At 38.5% G+C, this 19,196-nt stretch carries 18 protein-coding genes; 12 read left to right on the forward strand and 6 right to left on the reverse strand.

What is annotated here, in order from left to right; all coding sequences use genetic code 11:
- Position 1: 1 nt before the first annotated feature.
- The 4 genes from H5162_RS00550 to ndk form a co-directional block, all read right to left on the reverse strand.
- Complete coding sequence (locus H5162_RS00550; protein WP_145239694.1) at positions 2–874, reverse strand: RodZ domain-containing protein; 873 nt, start codon at positions 872–874, stop codon at positions 2–4.
- On the reverse strand, positions 871–2,832 hold the full coding sequence (gene pilW, locus H5162_RS00555) for a type IV pilus biogenesis/stability protein PilW (RefSeq protein ID WP_182777312.1): 1,962 nt from the start codon (positions 2,830–2,832) through the stop codon (positions 871–873). Before pilW ends, H5162_RS00550 begins: the two co-directional genes overlap by 4 nt.
- A 112-nt stretch (positions 2,833–2,944) precedes the next feature.
- On the reverse strand, positions 2,945–4,078 hold the full coding sequence (locus H5162_RS00560; RefSeq protein WP_145239689.1) for a bifunctional tRNA (adenosine(37)-C2)-methyltransferase TrmG/ribosomal RNA large subunit methyltransferase RlmN: 1,134 nt from the start codon (positions 4,076–4,078) through the stop codon (positions 2,945–2,947).
- A 171-nt stretch (positions 4,079–4,249) separates the two neighbouring features.
- Complete coding sequence (ndk, locus tag H5162_RS00565) at positions 4,250–4,681, reverse strand: nucleoside-diphosphate kinase (RefSeq protein WP_008111339.1); 432 nt, start codon at positions 4,679–4,681, stop codon at positions 4,250–4,252.
- Between the two features lie 245 nt (positions 4,682–4,926).
- Between ndk and H5162_RS00570 the strand changes: the two genes are divergently transcribed.
- The 11 genes from H5162_RS00570 (at position 4,927) to H5162_RS00620 (ending at position 17,025) form a co-directional block, all read left to right on the forward strand.
- Complete coding sequence (locus H5162_RS00570; RefSeq protein ID WP_182732103.1) at positions 4,927–5,514, forward strand: hypothetical protein; 588 nt, start codon at positions 4,927–4,929, stop codon at positions 5,512–5,514.
- 556 nt (positions 5,515–6,070) lie between these two features.
- Positions 6,071–7,396: a PAS domain-containing methyl-accepting chemotaxis protein gene (locus H5162_RS00575; RefSeq protein ID WP_182732104.1), complete on the forward strand. Its 1,326-nt coding sequence runs from the start codon at positions 6,071–6,073 to the stop codon at positions 7,394–7,396.
- Between the two features lie 151 nt (positions 7,397–7,547).
- Positions 7,548–8,951, forward strand: a complete 1,404-nt coding sequence (gene yegQ, locus H5162_RS00580) for a tRNA 5-hydroxyuridine modification protein YegQ (protein WP_182777313.1) — start codon at positions 7,548–7,550, stop codon at positions 8,949–8,951.
- Between the two features lie 290 nt (positions 8,952–9,241).
- On the forward strand, positions 9,242–9,790 hold the full coding sequence (locus H5162_RS00585; RefSeq protein WP_182777315.1) for a TIGR00725 family protein: 549 nt from the start codon (positions 9,242–9,244) through the stop codon (positions 9,788–9,790).
- Positions 9,787–10,755 carry a hypothetical protein gene (locus tag H5162_RS00590; protein WP_182777317.1) on the forward strand — a complete coding sequence of 323 codons (969 nt, stop codon included), beginning with the start codon at positions 9,787–9,789 and terminating at the stop codon, positions 10,753–10,755. The genes H5162_RS00585 and H5162_RS00590 overlap by 4 nt, the downstream gene beginning before the upstream one ends.
- 16 nt (positions 10,756–10,771) lie before the next feature.
- A complete protein-coding gene (locus tag H5162_RS00595; RefSeq protein WP_259398156.1) occupies positions 10,772–11,545 on the forward strand; it encodes a polysaccharide deacetylase family protein in 774 nt (257 codons plus the stop codon).
- Positions 11,538–12,218, forward strand: coding sequence for an arylamine N-acetyltransferase (locus tag H5162_RS00600; RefSeq protein WP_182777321.1), 681 nt, complete (start codon positions 11,538–11,540; stop codon positions 12,216–12,218). The genes H5162_RS00595 and H5162_RS00600 overlap by 8 nt, the downstream gene beginning before the upstream one ends.
- On the forward strand, positions 12,218–13,702 hold the full coding sequence (locus H5162_RS00605; protein WP_182777323.1) for an asparagine synthase C-terminal domain-containing protein: 1,485 nt from the start codon (positions 12,218–12,220) through the stop codon (positions 13,700–13,702). The genes H5162_RS00600 and H5162_RS00605 overlap by 1 nt, the downstream gene beginning before the upstream one ends.
- Positions 13,699–14,949: a nucleotide sugar dehydrogenase gene (locus tag H5162_RS00610; RefSeq protein WP_182777325.1), complete on the forward strand. Its 1,251-nt coding sequence runs from the start codon at positions 13,699–13,701 to the stop codon at positions 14,947–14,949. Before H5162_RS00605 ends, H5162_RS00610 begins: the two co-directional genes overlap by 4 nt.
- The gene (locus H5162_RS00615) at positions 14,946–15,788 is read left to right on the forward strand and encodes a M20/M25/M40 family metallo-hydrolase (RefSeq protein ID WP_259398157.1); all 843 of its coding nucleotides are present in this window, start codon (positions 14,946–14,948) and stop codon (positions 15,786–15,788) included. Before H5162_RS00610 ends, H5162_RS00615 begins: the two co-directional genes overlap by 4 nt.
- Positions 15,778–17,025, forward strand: coding sequence for a hypothetical protein (locus H5162_RS00620; RefSeq protein ID WP_259398158.1), 1,248 nt, complete (start codon positions 15,778–15,780; stop codon positions 17,023–17,025). The genes H5162_RS00615 and H5162_RS00620 overlap by 11 nt, the downstream gene beginning before the upstream one ends.
- Before the next feature lie 37 nt (positions 17,026–17,062).
- Here the strand turns inward: H5162_RS00620 and H5162_RS00625 are convergent, their stop codons facing one another.
- On the reverse strand, positions 17,063–18,355 hold the full coding sequence (locus H5162_RS00625) for a type II toxin-antitoxin system HipA family toxin (protein WP_182777329.1): 1,293 nt from the start codon (positions 18,353–18,355) through the stop codon (positions 17,063–17,065).
- On the reverse strand, positions 18,345–18,635 hold the full coding sequence (locus tag H5162_RS00630; protein ID WP_182777462.1) for a helix-turn-helix transcriptional regulator: 291 nt from the start codon (positions 18,633–18,635) through the stop codon (positions 18,345–18,347). Before H5162_RS00630 ends, H5162_RS00625 begins: the two co-directional genes overlap by 11 nt.
- A 219-nt stretch (positions 18,636–18,854) precedes the next feature.
- On the opposite strand from H5162_RS00630, the gene H5162_RS00635 reads away from it, so the two are divergent.
- Entirely contained in the window at positions 18,855–19,100 is a 246-nt protein-coding gene (locus H5162_RS00635; protein WP_182777331.1) for a YfhL family 4Fe-4S dicluster ferredoxin, read from the forward strand.
- Positions 19,101–19,196 lie beyond the last annotated feature (96 nt).

Raw genomic sequence — 19,196 nt, forward strand, 5'->3', positions numbered from 1 at the left:
ACTACTCTGTTAACGGTAAATTAAATTTAGCTAAACGATTTTTTGGGAAACTGGAAATATCAATCTTTTCACCGTCAAGAGTGATATCAACAGCTTGATGCTTACCAAGCACGATAGAAAAAGGCAGATGACCTGATACAGTCATATCATAACCCGCTTTTTTAACACCAAATGCCACTTTATCACCTTTGCCGTCATGAATTTCAACCCAACTTTCTTCATTGAAATGCATAACTATGGTACCAAGGCCATCATTTTGTGGCTCGCTTGACGCTTCGCTCGGGACAACGTCTAGTTCGGTGGTATCGGCTTGTTGCTCCATAATTTGCGCCGCAGTGGGGTCATCAATCGATTCATCAGGGCCAGCTTGTTCTAGCTGGCTGATTGACGCCACGTCAGGCTCTGCCTGTGCGACTGCAACTGTCTCTTCGGCAAAGCTATTTAAAGATTGCGTTACAACTTGTTCGTCAAGAGGGGTTGAATTTTGCCACCACCATAATGCGGATGAACCAATAACAATTGCCAGAATAACGTAACTCACCAGCATCAACCGACTATCATGGGCTTCTTTTTCTGTTCGTCTAGAAAAGCTTTGCATGTTGGTTTTTTTAACGGTTTCCTGAGGTTCAGGGAACAGCGCTAAAACGGCCGCAGTATCTAAATTAAAGGCGCGACAATAACTTTTTGCATAACCTTTAACAAAGGTAGCAGGGCCGATTAATTGGTGTTCGTCATTCTCAAGACGTTGTAATTGCAACACCGATAATTTTAAATTTTTTGCCAACTCTTCTAAGCTGACATTCGCTTGCTCGCGGCTACTTTTTAAAGTTTGGCCAAGAGTGAGCGTTGTTGATTCCGTATTTTCATCATTCATAATGAGTATGATTCAGGGTCCACTAGTAACAGTCTATGCCCAGGTTTAAGTGCAACATCCGGGCTTAATTTATTCCATCGCATTAACTGATCAATTAACAAGCGACGCTTGGTGGCAATACTATACAAAGTATCACCGACGTTAATTTCGTAATAAATGTTGGGATCGTTGAGATAAATTTTCGTCCCATTGACCACCCGATCAGATTCTTTCAGACCATTCCATTGGAGTAATTTCTGTAGTTTAACATTGTATCGTACTGAAATGCTAAATAGGTTTTCACCATCTTGCAAAACATGGTAAGGCGTCGTTAATTGTGGTATCCGCGAATTTAGCAACGGTGCGTGAGTATTTTGTTGCGGATCTTGAAAACGGATCTCAGGTGTAGAGCTATATCCTGACTCTGCGAAGACGGCGGCGTTGCGTTTTGGCTGGTAAAAAACCACCTTTTCTTCATCCGTTAATTGATCACTAAATTGTGCTTGGCTTGGGGTTGAAGCCTGGCTGTTATTTGCAACGGCTTGGCTATCAGTGGGCGCACCAAAAGAAACAATTTTTACACCATCTTGTGCTTTGTTGCTGCGAGCAAGCGTTTGGGGAGGCGTTGCGGCAGTCGCTGTGGGCGCTGTTGCTAAATGCACAGTTGGTATTGCTAATGCTTTAGTAACTGCCTCCTCAGAGGCTAATGATGCAATGTCCGTCGCTTGAGTTGAAGTTACAGCTGGATTGTTTGGTGTTTGTGCGACCACCAGAGCAGACATTACTGCGGCAGGATCATTATTGTTTGCTGGAGCACTGATCTGTACAGCGGTAGTATCAACGTTTGTTTGCACTGGCGTTGTTATTGCTGTGGTACTTAAAGCCGCCAAAATACCACTCGTATCGACAGGTGTTGATACTGTTGCTTGGCTTTGCTGGCTACTTTGTGATGCGGTGCTTTGCGTTGGCGCAACCGGTGAGGTTAGCAACGCGGCAGTTAATTCATTGCTGCTTGCATTGTTATTTTTAACGGCCATTGTTGGCGTTGTGATACTTTGCGCCGACGTACTAGTTGCTGGCGCTTTTTTCTTTTTTACAATGCGTATTTTGGGTGCCGAGATCACCTCTCCCGCAGGTCTATTTGCTTGTAGCTCATCTAATTTTGCTTGGCGGTATTGCGAGCGCAGTATTTCAAACTCACTACGTTTGATTTTTTGCTCGCGAATGATCCCCGCTTCACTTGAGGTTGGGTAGGTTTGCAATATCATAGCCGCAGTGGTTTCGGCTTTTTCAATGTGGCCCATGCGCTGCTCAACTAAATAGCTTAATAGCAATGAGCGAGACGATACTTGACCACTATTCTCATAACGTTCGAGTATTTCTTTTGCTCTATGTAAATCACTTTTAGCGTAATACAAAGCGGCTAAACTGATCAGTGATGAGGCACGCATTGAACTGTGATTAATGGCCGATTTGAAATATTTTTCAGCGTTATCAAAATCATCAAACTCAATGGCGCACAGAGCTAAATTTTCATAACTTTCTGCTACTCGTATATAACTTGGGATGGCAATGGCTTTGAGTAGTTGTTCTGTGGCGCGGTCGTACTCGTCGATACCGCATAAAAATACCCCGTAGTTATTTCGGGTATTAGGATCATTGGGATCAATTTTTATTGCTTTTTGATAGGCTTTATCGGCTTGTACGTTTTCGCCGACTTGTTGGTAATAATAAGCAAATGAATAATGGACTTCAGGAAGATCAGGAGAGAAAGACGCGGCGCGTTCGAGGTTATACTTTGCTTGCGAGCTATTACCAGTGCTTAAATATTCTAATGCTAAGGCTATTCGGGTACGTGCTGCGCCGGTATTATTGATTTTATTTTCAACGACTGGTTTGTCATTGCCATCATAACTATTTTCAGTTACACACCCAGTTAAAGCGAGTGCACTGATAGTTAAAGCAAGTAAAGATCGCATTACTTCTTCTCTTTATTATTGTCCATGCACCTATATTACCGAAAAGCCCTTATCTTGCATCATTTATTTAAAAATAAAGCAGCGCTAAGGGCTTTTGATTCACGACAACAGATTATGCTTGGTGGATATTAACCGCAATCGCATTATCGTCGCGCATTTTCTTTTTCGCTAAACGTTTTGTACGGTCAACTACATCACCAACTAACTGGCCGCAGGCCGCATCAATATCATCACCGCGAGTACGACGAACAATACAGGTAATACCTGCTGCTTGTAGCACTTTTGAAAAGCGGTCAATACGGCTGTTACTAGAGCGTGTATATTCGTTACCCGGGAATGGGTTAAACGGGATAAGGTTCACTTTAGATGGTGTGCCTTTGAGTGTTTTAACTAATTCATGGGCCTGATCTGTGCTGTCGTTAATACCATTTAGCATCACATACTCAATGGTCACATCTTTATTGGCTTTAGAGCCATCAATGTAACGACGACACGCCGCTAAAAACTCTTCAATTGGGTATTTTTTATTGATTGGCACTAAAATATCACGTAATGCGTTATCAGGTGCGTGTAGAGAAATAGCCAATGCAACGTCGATTTTTTCTTTCAATAAATCAAGTGCAGGCACCACACCAGAGGTACTTAAAGTAACGCGGCGTTTAGATAAACCAAAACCCCAATCGTCCATCATTAATTCCATTGCCGGAACTACGTTTTTAAGATTAAGCAATGGCTCGCCCATGCCCATCATAACGACGTTGGTGACCGGACGCTTTTCACTGTTGCCATCAAGGCCTATGTCTTTGGCCACACGCCAAACTTGGCCGATAATTTCAGATACTTTTAAGTTACGGTTAAACCCTTGCTGCGCTGTTGAGCAAAATGTACATTCAAGCGCACAACCAACTTGCGATGATACACACAAGGTGGCACGTTCTTTTTCTGGGATCCACACGGCTTCAACTTCTTGGCCGCCTTCAAGTATCAGCGCGTACTTGATTGTACCGTCACTGGCTTGTTGGCGTACGGTGATTTCAGGCGCGACAATTTCACATTCTGCTTTTAGTTTTTCTTTCAGCTTTTTGTTAACGTTGCTCATTTCGTCAAAGTTATCAACGCCAAAATGATAAATCCATTTCATCACCTGATCGCCACGGAATGGCTTTTCACCGAACGATACAAATAACTCGCGCATTGCATCTCGGTTTAAATCTAATAAGTTAATCTTTTTTTGCTCAGTGGTCATGAAACAACCTTAATCAGTGACGGTGGTGATAAAAATTTACAAAGGCGAATTGTACACAATTCACTCACTTTAATCATTAAGTAAAACATCATAAATTAGATAATTAATACTTTAACTAATGACTAAAAAAGGGCTCGAAAGCCCTTTTTACTTTTGCTTAGCGCGTTCGAATTAACGAGTACGTGGGCAAAGCTCTTCGTCTGCGAAGAAGTACGCGATTTCGCGAGCAGCAGATTCAACAGCGTCTGAACCGTGAACAGCATTTTCGTCGATGCTATCAGCGTAGTCAGCACGTAAAGTACCAGCTAGTGCTTCAGCAGGGTTAGTAGCACCCATGATTTCGCGGTTTTTAAGAACAGCGTTTTCGCCTTCAAGAACTGTAACCATTACTGGACCAGATGTCATGAAAGATACTAAAGCACCAAAGAAAGGACGCTCGCTGTGTTCTGCGTAGAAACCTTCCGCTTTCTCTTGTGAAAGGTGAACCATTTTAGCTGCAACGATTTTAAGGCCAGCAGTTTCGAAACGGTTGTAGATAGCGCCGATGTGGTTTTTAGCAACTGCATCAGGTTTTACGATTGAGAAAGTACGCTCTAAAGCCATCTTTATGCTCCAATAATTTTTAAGTAAAAGTGTGAATATTAACGGGCGCGAATTATACGCGTTTTAGTAGGCAATGCCTAGTTTTATTAAAAACTAGCTTGATGACAATTGTGCGATTTATAAATAACCGTGGACCGAGTATAGGAAATAGGGCTTTATTAGCAGGAAAATTATTACTGTGTCGTAATTGTTTCATAAATTTGAGTTGTAATTAGAAAATTGAATATCTTAAAAAGGAAATAATAATGAAAAAGTTATTTGTGATTGTGCTGTTAGCCAATTTTATTACAGCGTGTGGTTCAGACAACGAGGCTGCATTAGAGTGCCCGCCTACAGCTATTGCAATTGATATAAATAAGATTGAATTAGCGGTTAATGGTGGTGAGTACCAAGCGAATACTTTAATTTCTTATGATAAAGTTGACTTATCATTTGAAGCTTCAGGAGCCAATGTTTACAGCGATGGTAACGAACTTGATGAAGGCAAAACTTATGCTGAAAATTGCGTAACTTTGCCTGTTGTTATTCCGGCTAATAATAAATTAACTAAGCTTAATATTTATTCGTCCGCTGACTTTAGTGCTGATTTAACATCTGGCAGCAGTTTAAATGATGTGTTTAGTGTCATTGAATTTAATATTGAGAACAGCCAAGAAGCTATTACAGTTGCAAAAGTGCAAGAGTTACTACCCGTTATGATGCAAAGATACTTTAATTTTACGCTCAATACAGCGCCTGAATTTGAAAGCAGCCATGTGTTTTATATCGAAATAAGCTTAGATAATGGCAAGCAATTTTTATTACAAACACCTGAGGTGTTACTTTCTAAGTAACTCTTTGGTTATAGCTTGTAAGAACGATTGGCTGCAAGGTTTAAATGCCATTGCGGCTAATTAGCATGTGCTCCCATTTACCTTACTGGATTATCTGCAGTTTGTAGACTGAAGTGGTCGACATATTGTTCTAACGAAAAAGTATCTAGGCAAAGATTACAAAAATGTAAAAAGTAACCACTTTAACTATTCACTTAGGCTCGCTTTGTTGCTGCCAGATATACTTTTTTAAAACAACTAAAAGCTGAATAATCAGCAGTCATGCCCCGCCTTTGTGACGGAAGAATTGATGCGCAATGTTTTCATTATTTGATTATATTTAAGTTTATCTTAGTGGAATTGGTATTTTCATTTTCTTTTTAGGTAAAAAATTCTTATCCATCACAGAAAAAGAAATATTTTAACTCTTTTTGAGCTAGAAATAGTTATATTACGTACAATAGTATAACTAGCTTTAAGCTACACTTTTTTTATATTGTTTAGTCGTTTTCATTTTATTAGATACGTTTTCTGGCTAAAAATGTATACCGTGCACACTAAATAACTAGGGTAACATATGTTTTTTAACCAATCTTTTAAAAATAAAATTGCCGAATTAGAAGGCATGCTTGCTATTGGCGAGCAGGTAAAGCAAAGTCTAGAGAGCGAAATGCTTGTTCTAGAGCTCGATAAACAGGGCCATGTGATCAGACAGAACACTAATTTTGAACGCGAATTTAACTACTCAGATAGACAGTTATTGGAGCAAAGTGTACTTAATTTTATACCTGAAAATGCCAGACAAAATCCTGATTTTAACTCATTTAAAAAAGCGATAAAGGACTGTAAACATTGGGCTGGGGCAATTCAATTTACACACCAAGATGGAAAACGCGATTGGTTGCGGAGCATTTTACACCCAATAACCGATCAGCATGGGCAGTTTATTCATCTTACTTTGCACTGCACTTTGTTAACACGAACCATAGAAACTTCCCGTGAAAATCAAGATTTAATTAAAGCACTGCACCGCTCTACAGCTGTGATTGAATTTGACACCAATGCAATCGTATTAAGAGCAAACGATAACTTTTTAAAAGGTATGGGTTATTCTGAGCGAGAAGTAGTCGGTCAACATCACCGTATTTTTTGTGAGTCGGATGAAGCCAATTCAGCCGGATATGATGCGTTTTGGAAGCGATTACGCAAGGGCGAATACATCGCAAGTCGTTTTAAACGCATTGATAAATATGGCAATACTGTATGGTTAGAAGCGTCTTATAATCCTATTTTTAATGAGGCGAATGAGCTTTATAAAATAGTTAAATTTGCCACTGTGATCACCGAACAGGTAGAAAGAGAGCAGGCTATTGCAGCTGCTGCAAGTATTGCCCATAGCACATCAACAGAGACCGACAATATCGCCGATCAAGGTGCGCAAGTAGTACAACAAACAGTACAAGTTATGAATGAATTAGCCGTTCAAATGGAGCAAGCCGGCAAAGAGATTTCAGCACTAGACAAGCAGTCTCAGGTTATAGCAAATATAGTACAAAGTATTAGTAGCATTGCCGACCAAACGAATCTATTAGCGCTTAATGCCGCGATTGAAGCCGCCCGAGCGGGCGATCAAGGCCGTGGTTTTGCAGTAGTTGCCGATGAAGTTCGCCAATTAGCTTCAAGAACCAGTAAAGCAACCGAAGAGATTGTTGATGTGGTACAACAAAATCAAAGTTTAACGCAATCAACAGTGGCGGTTATTGAACAAGGCAAAGTTAAAGCACAACAAGGCTTAGAGCTGTCCAACGAGTCTGGCATTGTAATGAGCAAAATTAAAAAAGGTGCGCAACAAGTCGTTGATGCTGTTAGTCAGTTTGCAAACCAGCTCGGGAGTAAAAATTGATTTAACGAGCAGAAGGATCCTGCTAGTTGATTACAGTCTTTTATGATCTTGATCAAGGTTGCGGTTAATCGTAATCCTTATACTTGCGCGCTTTATTTACCTTAACTATTCATGCAACCGACTTGTACTCGGTTCGATGTATGGAGCGCACATGCCGTCAGCCACTAATACCTCAGAGTTTTTTTCAACTAAACCATTTATCCCAGAGTTATTGTCACCAGCAGGCAGTTTAAAAAACATGCGTTATGCCTTTGCTTATGGGGCTGATGCGGTGTATGCCGGGCAACCTCGTTATAGCTTGCGAGTGCGTAATAATGAATTTGATCTGGAAACGTTAAAAATAGGCATTGATGAAGCGCATGCGCTGAATAAAAAGTTTTATGTAGTATCAAACATTGCCCCGCACAATGCCAAAGTGAAATCGTATTTACGCGATATTGAACCGGTAATTGCGATGGGGCCAGATGCGCTGATCATGTCAGATCCGGGTTTAATCATGCTAGTACGTGAAAAATGGCCTGATATGGCTATTCATTTATCAGTACAAGCAAACGCTGTAAACTTCGCCAGCGTACAGTTTTGGGCGAAGCAAGGTATTGAACGGGTGATTTTGTCCCGCGAGCTATCACTTGAAGAAATAAGTGAAATTCGCACGCTTTGCCCAGAAACAGAGCTAGAAGTATTTGTACATGGCGCATTATGCATGGCGTATTCTGGCCGTTGTTTGTTGTCAGGTTATATTAATAAACGCGATCCAAATCAAGGCACCTGTACCAATGCATGCCGCTGGGAATACGATGTAAAACCGGGTGTTGAAAACGAAACCGGTGAAATGGTACATAAATTTGATCCTCAGCAGATTATTCCTACTCTTGGCGACGGCGCACCAAGTAACGATATTGTTATGCTTGAAGAGCAAGGCCGCCCGGGTGAATACATGCCAGCGTTTGAAGACGAACACGGCACTTATATCATGAACTCAAAGGATTTACGCGCCGTGCAATACGTAGAGCAGCTTACAAAAATGGGCGTGCATAGCTTAAAAATAGAAGGCCGTACTAAATCGTTTTATTATGTTGCGCGTACAGCACAGGTTTATCGTAAAGCAATCGACGATGCCGCAGCAGGAAAACCATTCGACGCTGATTTATTTAAAACATTAGAAAACCTAGCCCATCGCGGTTACACCGAAGGCTTTTTAAAGCGCCACGCCCATCAAGATTATCAAAATTACGAATACGGCCATTCGGTATCGACTAAGCAGCAATTTGTCGGCGAAGTATTAGGGCGTAATGCCACTGGTTTAGTTGAGATTGATGTTAAAAACAAATTCTGTGTGGGTCATTCATTAGAGCTGATGACCCCTAAAGGTAATATTAGCTTTACCCTTGAATGCATGGAAAACAAAAAAGGCGAAAGTATTACCGATGCTAAAGGTTCAGGCCACATAGTAAAAATTCCACTGCCTGATACTATCGATTTAGAGCACGCCATACTTATGCGCAACTTGGATGAAAACCAAGACACCCGCAATCCTTTCAAACAAGCTGTTTAACGGGTAAATCATGGCATTACTAATAAACAGCAAATGCATTAACTAAAAAATTTATGATTAAGATTAATTAGTTTTTAGTCATTTAAATTTATTTAAGTCAAGCTGTCTACTACTATCCAGTTTAAATTTTCGAAGTTTTACGCTCTCTTTGAAATGGCGATTCAATTTTTAATACTTTACAAGGTATTTCAATTCAGTATTAGTTATACGGGATTGAGTTTACCTATTAAGATTATTGATTGATAAAGGGTGAATTAGGTATAATTCTCTTTTTTACAGGGAGTAGTAAGTTGTCATTTCCTCAAGTATCAGTCATCGGTAATGCTAAGATACAATCGCCTCAATTAAAGGATATGGCTGAGGCCGTAGGCTTAATTATTAATGACCTTGGCTTTCATCTGGTTTGTGGTGGTTTGGGTGGCGTAATGGAAGCCAGCTGTAAAGGCCATAAATCAGGAGCTAATTCAAGTCTAACAATCGGCATATTACCCTCTCTTAAAGAGAGTACAGCAAATAAATACACTGATATTATTATACCATCTGGGTTAGATATTGGTCGAAATCAGCTAGTTGTATCTAGCGGATTTGCCGTTGTCGTTTTGGGTGGTGGTGCGGGGACCTTAAGTGAAATAGCTTTAGCATCCCAAATAAACAAGCCAATACTTTTGATGAAAGGCTCTGGAGGCTGGGCTGATAAATTGACCGATGAGTATTTGGACCAACGTTGTAATTCAAAGCTCTATCATATTAGTAGTTTAGATGAATTAAGAATAACGCTTCAAAAATTGTCTTTGCTTGAGTCAAAAAGTGGTTCTGTAGATAGTGGTCATAATCGATGAAATTACTCATCCCAATAAGTTACTTTTTCGGAAGTCCAAAAAGTGAGTTGTGGCAATTAGATACAGAGACAAAGAAAAGGAGTTTATTAGCCACCCTACCTTCCTCTGAGAGAGATGTTGCTGGCAAAGGTTTTACCAGTGTTACATGGATTAGCAATGACTTGCTTGTGGGTTGTGATTTTAATCGTGTATTTATTATTGATCGTAAATTATGCGAGTTAAAAAAAATAAATACAGACGAACAATTCAATGATTTACATCATGTTAGCTTCGATGGTCACTTCATTCATATAGCTAATACAGGGCGTGATTGTATCGATGTTTTAGACAATCAATTACAGTCTGTTAGCCGATTAGAGTTTCTTCCAGCAGAAGAAATATCATCAAGGGTTAAAGGGGAATATAAAGCTCAAGGTGATTATTACGATAATGAAGCGATGAAAATTGATTTTCACCTACGTAAGGTGCCGGATGCTCTGCATATCAATCATGTGATCAGAGTGGGTAAAGAACTTGAAAACAAAGTTATCGTAACAAGTTTTAAAAAAAAATGTTTAATTGACGCTAAAACTCTAGAGCCACTCAGTAATAAATTACCTGAACAACCCCATGATGGCTTCATTGACAATAAGTATATTTGGATAACCACTGTTTCAGGGAAAGTGTTTCGTTCTAAGCTATCGCTACCTTTTAATTTTGAATTGTTTTTTGATCTATTTCTGGTAGCAAAGTTCAAAGGGTGGTGTCGAGGTTTATTAGTTGCTAATGACGCTTTATTTATAGGAGTCACTGCTATTCATAAGGAAACTAATCGGACAAATTGGCTTAACAGTCCAGTTAAAGATACTCGCACGGGAGTTTATCAGATCAATTTAGCTTCATTAGATATTGAAAACTTCTACGATTTTAGCCATACAAGCGGTTCCCGTATATTTTCATTAGTCAGTGATAATTTTGATGGATAAGCAACCAAGGATTTACATGTTTCATCGTGTCCTTAAAAATTACGATGAAAAAAACTATTACTATCAGCGACGAACAGGCATTAGCTGGAAGAAGTTCATCGAACTACTTGATACTATAGAGAAAAAAGGTTGGAAAACTAAGCCAATTTCTGCTCTGGCGAAAGGATATACACATAACGATGTATTTATTACTTTCGATGATGGATATAGAGATAATACTGGTGCATTTGATGAATTAATTAATCGTGGAATGATCGCTACAGTTTACCCTGTTAAGGATTTTGTTTTAGATGGTTTTTCTCCGATTGATGATATGGCTCTTCACATGATGTCGACACCGAATGTACCTAAAGACCTTAGTCGATCATTGCTAGGTGGGCGATTAAAAAGAATATTACGAGGTATAACAGCCCCAAGATATAGGTATCTTCGACAACGTTTGTTTGGCATAGATGTGGATGCGGATTCTACTCATTTATTTATGAAGGAGCATCATCTAAAACTGTACAATAGCCAAGGAATTGAACTGGGTATTCATGGGTGTAGCCACAGAGCATTTACCCAACTTTCTCCAAGTGAGCTAAAGAAAGAGTTAACTGAAAATTTTAATTGGATCAGAGGATTGGGATGTAGAGAATCGATGTCTATTTGCTTCCCTCATGGTAAACATAATAAGAAAGTAATTGAGCAAAGCCAGCTATTTGGCTTAATTCTTTTAGGTGTAGACTGTGAGACATTTTACCCATCAGTTTTAAGGAGAATACATATTACGGAAGATTATCGTGGGTGAACTTAATGCTAAGCTTTGCGCATTGCTCAAGAATCAATTAGAGACTTTTCCATTTCACAATTTAGGGCAGTTATTGGGGAAGAAGGTTATTAATGGTGGGACTTGTTTTGATCACGCACTAAGCTTGCGCGCTCACATAGCTAAAATGGGGCTTAACGGTACATTACATGAGGCTGAGGTTTGCATGACAGGTTTAAACTCACATCGTTTGATCCGAGTTGAATCTTCAGACAAGGTTAGCTTTTTAGATTCTGGTACGGGCTGGCCAACTATATATCAGGCTCATACTTGCGATATCTATCGAGAGTATACATCAGCAGGAATACGCTTTCGAATTGTCAAAGAGTCAAACAAGCTTCTTGTCAAACGACACGATGGTCGACAATGGCGTGATATGAACCGTATTGCATTAGCTGCTCAAAATGAAGAGATTATATTATCCAAATACCCTAACAGGTATCTCCAACTACTGCCTTACAGCCAAGAACTTCGGTTTTGCTGGCTAATGAATGAAAAGTTTTATCGAATTACAGGTTTCTGTTTAGCAGTATATGAAGCAGGAAAAAATACTCAAAAATATAACCTAACACCGATAGAGCTTTTGAGTTTTGTCCAGAGCAGCTTTCCCGAATTGATTTCGGACTTAAAAATATATCTAGAGAGTATTAGTTGATGTGCGGGTTTGTTGTAAGTGTCACTGAAGGACAATCTAATTTAAATAAGAAAGTAGGAAAGGATACTCTATCTCGGGGCGAAGACCATTCTAGCTTAGAAACCATTCATTTTAATGGAATACCTATACATTTTGAATTTTCGCATTTATTTATAACTTCTCCCCAAGTTGTTCAACCACTACAAAGTATGTCGAAAATTTTAGTACTGAATGGTGAGATATATAATTATCAAGAATTGGCTGAGATACTTGGTCTCGAATTAAGTAAGTTTAATGATGTAGGTATTTTTTTTGAGTATATAGAGCGTTACGGTTTAACTCAGGCCATGACGATGGCAAATGGAATGTATTCTGGTGTTCTTTTCGATAAATCAACGGGAGATTTTAGAGTTTTTACAGATCATGTTGGTAAAAAGCCTTTGCTCGTTTGGAATAGTAGCATTGGATGGCATATAGGTACTGGCGTTGATGCTAATTATATAGATGCATACACCAATACGTTGGATGTAATCTCCCCTGGAATATCAAAGCTTGATATAAAAACTGGGGTAGTATCCAAAGAGTACCTCCATCAATACACTGTCACCAATAAACGAAGCTTTGTTGATATTATAGAAAGTGCTATATCACTTCGAATCCCTAAGGATATCCCATTCGCTGTAGCTTTAAGTGGTGGGCTAGATAGTTCAATTATTGCTTATATTTTAGAGACAAGATTAAGCAAAAGTGCACGATATTACGTCGTGGCTGACAGTTACCCCGATTCAGTTTTAACGTTATTAGAATATTTAAAGATTTGTTCTAGCCGTGTCGTTTTAATAAAACCACCGACACAAAGTGAGCTCTTTGGGTTAATTAAAAAAACATGCGAAATTACAAAAAGTTACAATCCTTCAATTATATCAAATGGACTAGCAACATTATTATTAAGTAAGGCTGTACAGGAAGACGGTATCCGCGTTTTGTTATCAGGTGAAGGTGCAGATGAGTATTTCTGTGGTTATCAAGGAATGTATAATGGTCATAATGACTCTGAGAAAATGAGAGCTTGTTTAATTAAAAACCTCCATTACACGGAATTGAGACGCTTAGATCTTATTACTGCTAGCCATAGTATAGAGGCTCGTTGCCCATTTTTAGATAATCGCGTCACTCAGTTTGCATTAGCATATGACGTACAAGATCTTTGCGACATTTCTTTGAACGTAGGAAAAACAATACTAAGAGATACATTTAAACATGAACTACCCGACTCAATAATTCATGCTCCTAAAGAGCCTTTCGATATTACCTCAGGTTTGCAAAAAATGGTTATAGATGAATTAAAGAAAATATCTAAGACAGAAAGAACAGCATTAAGATCCATTTTTGAACAAATTATTGATAACACTTCTATAGCTAATCATCCTTACTTCTCCCATTACCCAACTTTTGACACGATGATTGAACGACGTGAACTTAAATACAAGCAGAGGGATATATGATCGATAATCAAGTGGTTGCAGTCGTTGGACTAGGGTATGTCGGGTATCCGCTAGCAATAGCATTTGGTCAGCATATCCAAACAGTAGGTTTTGATATAAACGAAACTAGAATCTCTGAATTACATGAAAGTAATGATCGCACCAATGAAAGCGATATTAAGTTAGTTGAAAGTGCTGAGCATTTAACTTTGTCTAATGATCTAGAGTGTATTCGAAGAGCGAATATATATATTGTCACTACACCGACTCCAGTTGATAAGGCATACCAACCAGAGTTAAGTGCGGTATTGAATGCTGCAAAGATGGTTGGCTCTGTGATTTCAGCTAACGATATTGTTGTCCTAGAATCTACAGTATATCCTGGTGTTACAGAGGGAGTGTTTGCTTCTGAAATTGAAAGAACAAGTGGATTGCTGCCAAATATTGACTTTCAGCTAGGGTACAGCCCTGAGCGAATTAATCCAGGAGATGAGTTTCATCGCTTACAACATATAGTAAAGGTTGTTTCTGCTACAAATGCATCTACATTAGAAATATTATCTCAATTATATGAACTTATAGTTCCTGCTGGAGTGCTGAAAGCTGAGTCCATAAGAACAGCTGAGTTATCTAAGTTAATAGAAAATACCCAACGCGATGTTAATATTGCATTTATAAATGAAATGTATCAGCTATCGGACAAGCTGAAATTAGATTTTAACAAGGTATTAGAATGCGCCAATAGTAAGTGGAATTTTCTAGACTTTAAACCTGGTTTAGTCGGTGGACACTGCGTTGCTGTTGATCCGTATTACTTAATTCATTCTCAGGTTATGAATGGAGTTACACCTCGTATAACAAATACGGCCCGACAAGTTAATGGGGATATGGTTACTTTTGTTGCAAATACATTTTTGAAAAAGTTGACTCGGGCTGGCCTATCACTACCTTCCACGAGAATATTAATTTTGGGTGTGAGTTTTAAACCCAACTGTCCTGACGTTAGAAACTCTAAACATTTTGAAGTTATAAGAGAATTGATAGATTTTGGAGCAAAGCCACTTATTTACGACCCAGTTGTTAAGTGGGAAGATACCCAAAACTGCATTGTTGAAGAACAAATGCCTACAGGCCCTTTTGATGCGATATTGTTACTTGTACCTCACGATGAAATTGTTCGAGATTTACGATGCAATGGGACCTCTCTGATACATGAAAACACCATTTTCTTCTCTTTTGACTCACAATATACAGATTTACTGAAATGACTATAGAATTAACAGAATATAATAAATTCATCTCTATGACCTCAATTGTTGGGGATTCCCTAGGTAATAAAAATGCTATTGATTTTGTTACTAGCTTCCTTGAAGGTTTAGGCTTCGATATTCGGATTTCAAATACTAAACATACAGCTCAACCTACAATAATAGCGCACTATTCAGGACGGTTATGTGATAAAAAAATAGTCATTTATGGTCATTATGATGTTGCACCTGTGAAAAGTGAGAATAATTGGCTCAGTGAAAACCCATTCTTATTAAAACGTATCAATGGTCGTATTTATGGACGAGGAATAGCCGATAACAAGGGGCCTCTGTTATCCCGGATGCTCGCTATGAAATCATTAATATTATCGGAAAAAGCAATCCCTGAAATTATGTGGTTAATTCAAGGTGAGGAAGAAATTATGCATGGGGATAGAGTTGCCTATGATATTTTTAAGCATGAAATAAGTTCATTTGGTGCAAATACTTACATTGAAGAAACAGGATTTAATAATTTAGACACAGGATCTCAAATTGCATTTCTATGGTCACCATCTCTGACTGATTTACAGTTATCTTCTTGGCATGATTTACTAAATCACAGCTTGGATAATCCGAATATCGAATATCGTCATCTAAATAAGCTAAATGGCATCAAAGCTTGTCCTCTTCTAGCCAATTTGCCCAAAGGCTCTGTTTATATTGGCTTTGGTCCTAATGATCGCTTACATAATATCCATCAAGATAATGAATCATTAGATGAGAGTAATCTTTTAAAGCACCAAAAACAATTTGAAAATTTTTTAGCAAATTATGCGTTATATAGCCATGCAGTTTAACAACATCATTAACGTGGTATTGGCCAGTGCTGATATAGATGTGGCAAACAGTCTGTTGAAAAGCATGCATCAAGCGTTACCTAGTTTTGAGATTAAAGCGTCCATCTTATTATTTGGCATAACAGAACCAAGAAAAATTTATCAGTTTTGTCCTCCAGTTGAAATAATAGATATAGTTACGTACTACCCACCTATTGTGGATAGTCGAAATATCTGCCAAGCACACCTTCGTCGTAAAATGAACGAATTTGGGGGAATCGGATTTATACTGGATGATGATTTATCTTGGACACTACCTGAAGATGAATTTATTACTATGCTTGAAAAATTGAAAAAAGCGGGCTGTGATATGGCTTTTAGTGCGCTATCTGGTGATTCACCGATCCCAAAGGAATATACCCGAACCAGCCCCTTACTCGATGTTTTGATAGCCATTTCAGCCCAATATAATGACTCTAAAGCTATGGAAATAAAAGAGTTTGTTACAAACATAGACATATCTGAAAAAAGTGAAAGTAATATTAATACTCATCATGACTTTTATACTTTTACTCATAAAAAATTTCATAAATATGATGTGGATATAGCAACTATCAATTGGCATGATTTCATTAATCGATTAGTAAAGGGAAAAGCTACAACTCGAAGTACACAGACACCAATCACAATAACGCCAGCAAAAGGAAGAGAGAGGGGTGGTGCAACACTTATACTAAATGTTGATGTATTACTTTGTAAAAATGATTCAATGCGCTATTTAAATTTAAATAGTCGTCGCAGTGATATGATTATGGCAACAGATGCTGCAAATTATAACTTTAAACTATTTAATACTCCGCCTATGTTAAAACATCTCCGAGATGAAGCATTTGATACTCATGATAGTAAAAAATTAATTGGTGATATCCTTGGGTATGCGCTTGTTGAGTCTAAAGAAGGAGCTGATTTTTGTGCGAAAAAATTTGCGACAAATGTATCTCAACGAATCGAACATACAAAATTTTTGCTAATAGAATCATCAAAAATGATGGGGTTACTAGATGTATGGCTAAAAGATAATAATTATATTGAGTTGGATGCAAGTAACTTGGTTAAATCCATGATTGAAGAAAATGAGAAAACCTACTTAGCGCTTACATCCATTGACTTAGGAATTGTTCAGCAGTCCTTTAATACATTTATTACTAATAGAATTCATGTTTTTAAACCAAATGAAAGAAAAGTATCGGCTTCTTAGATTTCGTTTAGCATTATGTTTTAGTTGTTTATTTAAATTAGCGACCAGTTAAATGCTTATTCATGGCGTACGTATTATCAAGCTGTTGCTCTATTAAGTTAATCGTTTGCTTATTTACGCCGAGTGCTTTAGCTGTGTCTTTAAAGTTGAAAATAATCTCTGCTATTTCAGATATGATCACTTGTACCTGCTTCCAATTTGCATAACCAGCTGCAGAGGCAAGCTTTTGAATCGCTTTTAGTGGTGGGTTTTTTCCAAATCCGGCAAATGAAGTCGCATGCTCGTTAAAAGGATGAGGACTAAAAGTTACATCATAAAAAGGCGCTAAATCCCACTCACCTGAATCTTCTTGTAAAAAAGCCCAGTTTTTACTGTGGTCATCTTGATTACAGCTAAATAAATTAAACATAGCTCGACGAAATTGTAATTGCCCTGCAGCAGGTGATTTGCATAAAACACGGCTCGCTTTAATTAAATCCTCATAATCTAATGAAGGTGTGCGAAAATCAGCATCCAGCAAGCCACATGCACTATGCATATGTTTGCAGCCCATTTTATCACCCATTAATTTAAACCTATCGAATCGCTTTAAGGCGAGCCATTGCTTTGCACCGGTTCCTTCTGGGGCGGGTACCAGTAATCTCTGAGGTGGGTTTAATCCCGTTTGTTCAGCCAAATCCAAATACACAGCTTCACATAACCCTTCCTCATGTCCTAAAGCGAGGTTTTTGGATGTGAACTTTATTAACCAAGCATCATCGCCCGTTTTAGGCTTTGTTCTACATTCTTGTATATTATTGTCAGGAAAATAAATTTGAGCCTTAGGTCGTGCACCGCCGGAACTGCCAGCAGCTACTAACGCAGAAAGTACTTCTTCTGTTTGCCCGTCAAATATTGCTTGAGCTTGTTTACCTAATGTAGCAAGGCCAGCCTCATTGTCATTTGTGCCATCATAATGAGTTTCAGGTGTAAACGATAATGCGCCCATAGCCGAATGGCCAACAAAAGATAAGCGGTCCATAGTGGTAACAAAGTTAGGCATTATATTATTTTGTCTGAATACGCGGTCCTGTAGTAGTAACCCCCACCCATCAGGTAAACAATCAGAAAAGACCCCATGCAACCCGTTGTGTGGGTTTTTAGGTGCTAACTGAACCTCTCTATTAAAGGCGAGTGAGAATGGCGAAAGATTACTGTATTTGTCTAAATAACTTTCCTCGAATTGAAAGTAAACACCTTGCCTATTTTGAGCAAGTACACCCACCATTAATTCTGATGAATCTGATAGTGTACGTTTTACTTCTAGCTTATCTATGGGTTTAAAGGCCATTGTTTAACACCTGATCAATAGACGTTGGCGCATTTTTATTTTGAGCTGGCACTTTTGTTAAGTCATATAAACGAGTTAAGTCGTCGAGTGTTTGCCACAAAAGCAATAGCTGTTTGAATGAAATAAGCCCTGTAACCTCAAACTTTTTTATTGTAGAAGCAGGTACTGTGCTTTTTTTAGCTAACGCCTCGCGTGACATTTTTGCTTTTTTGCGACATTCTTTTAGATGCTCAGCAAAAGCCAGCTGCACATCACCTTCGCTTAACAATAAATAATTGATAATAAACTCACTCGAATTAATTTGGACATTACTGTAGCTAAAAAGCTATATTTTGTAGGTTAATAGACATTATAGTATCTATTGATTGGTTGTAAAGATAATGGTGGCGCGAATTGCCTGTCACAATTTTTATTGTTTGAGATCAATAAAGCGATAGAGAATAAAGTGCATAATTCACGGCTGTAATTTTATGCTAGCAATATGCAATGAGGTTAGATAGTGGCTTTACTCATAAATAGTAAATGCATTAACTGTGACATGTGCGACCCAGAGTGCCCAAATGAAGCCATTTATATGGGCGCTAAAATTTACCAAATCGACCCTGCAAAATGCACTGAATGCGTAGGCCATTACGACAAACCCACCTGCGTGAGCGTATGCCCGATAGATTGTATAAAGCCCGATCCGAATCATCGTGAAAGTATAGATGAACTGGCCGAGAAGTATGTAAGGTTGACCGTGTAATCTAAATTACTTGTCTATACCAGCAATCCCACCGACATAACCTTTGCCCCATAATCCTAATTTGTATATTATCTTTATTAACAAGAATAATGGATT

The organism is Pseudoalteromonas sp. SR41-8, from assembly GCF_014163915.1.
Classification (GTDB): domain Bacteria; phylum Pseudomonadota; class Gammaproteobacteria; order Enterobacterales; family Alteromonadaceae; genus Pseudoalteromonas; species Pseudoalteromonas rhizosphaerae.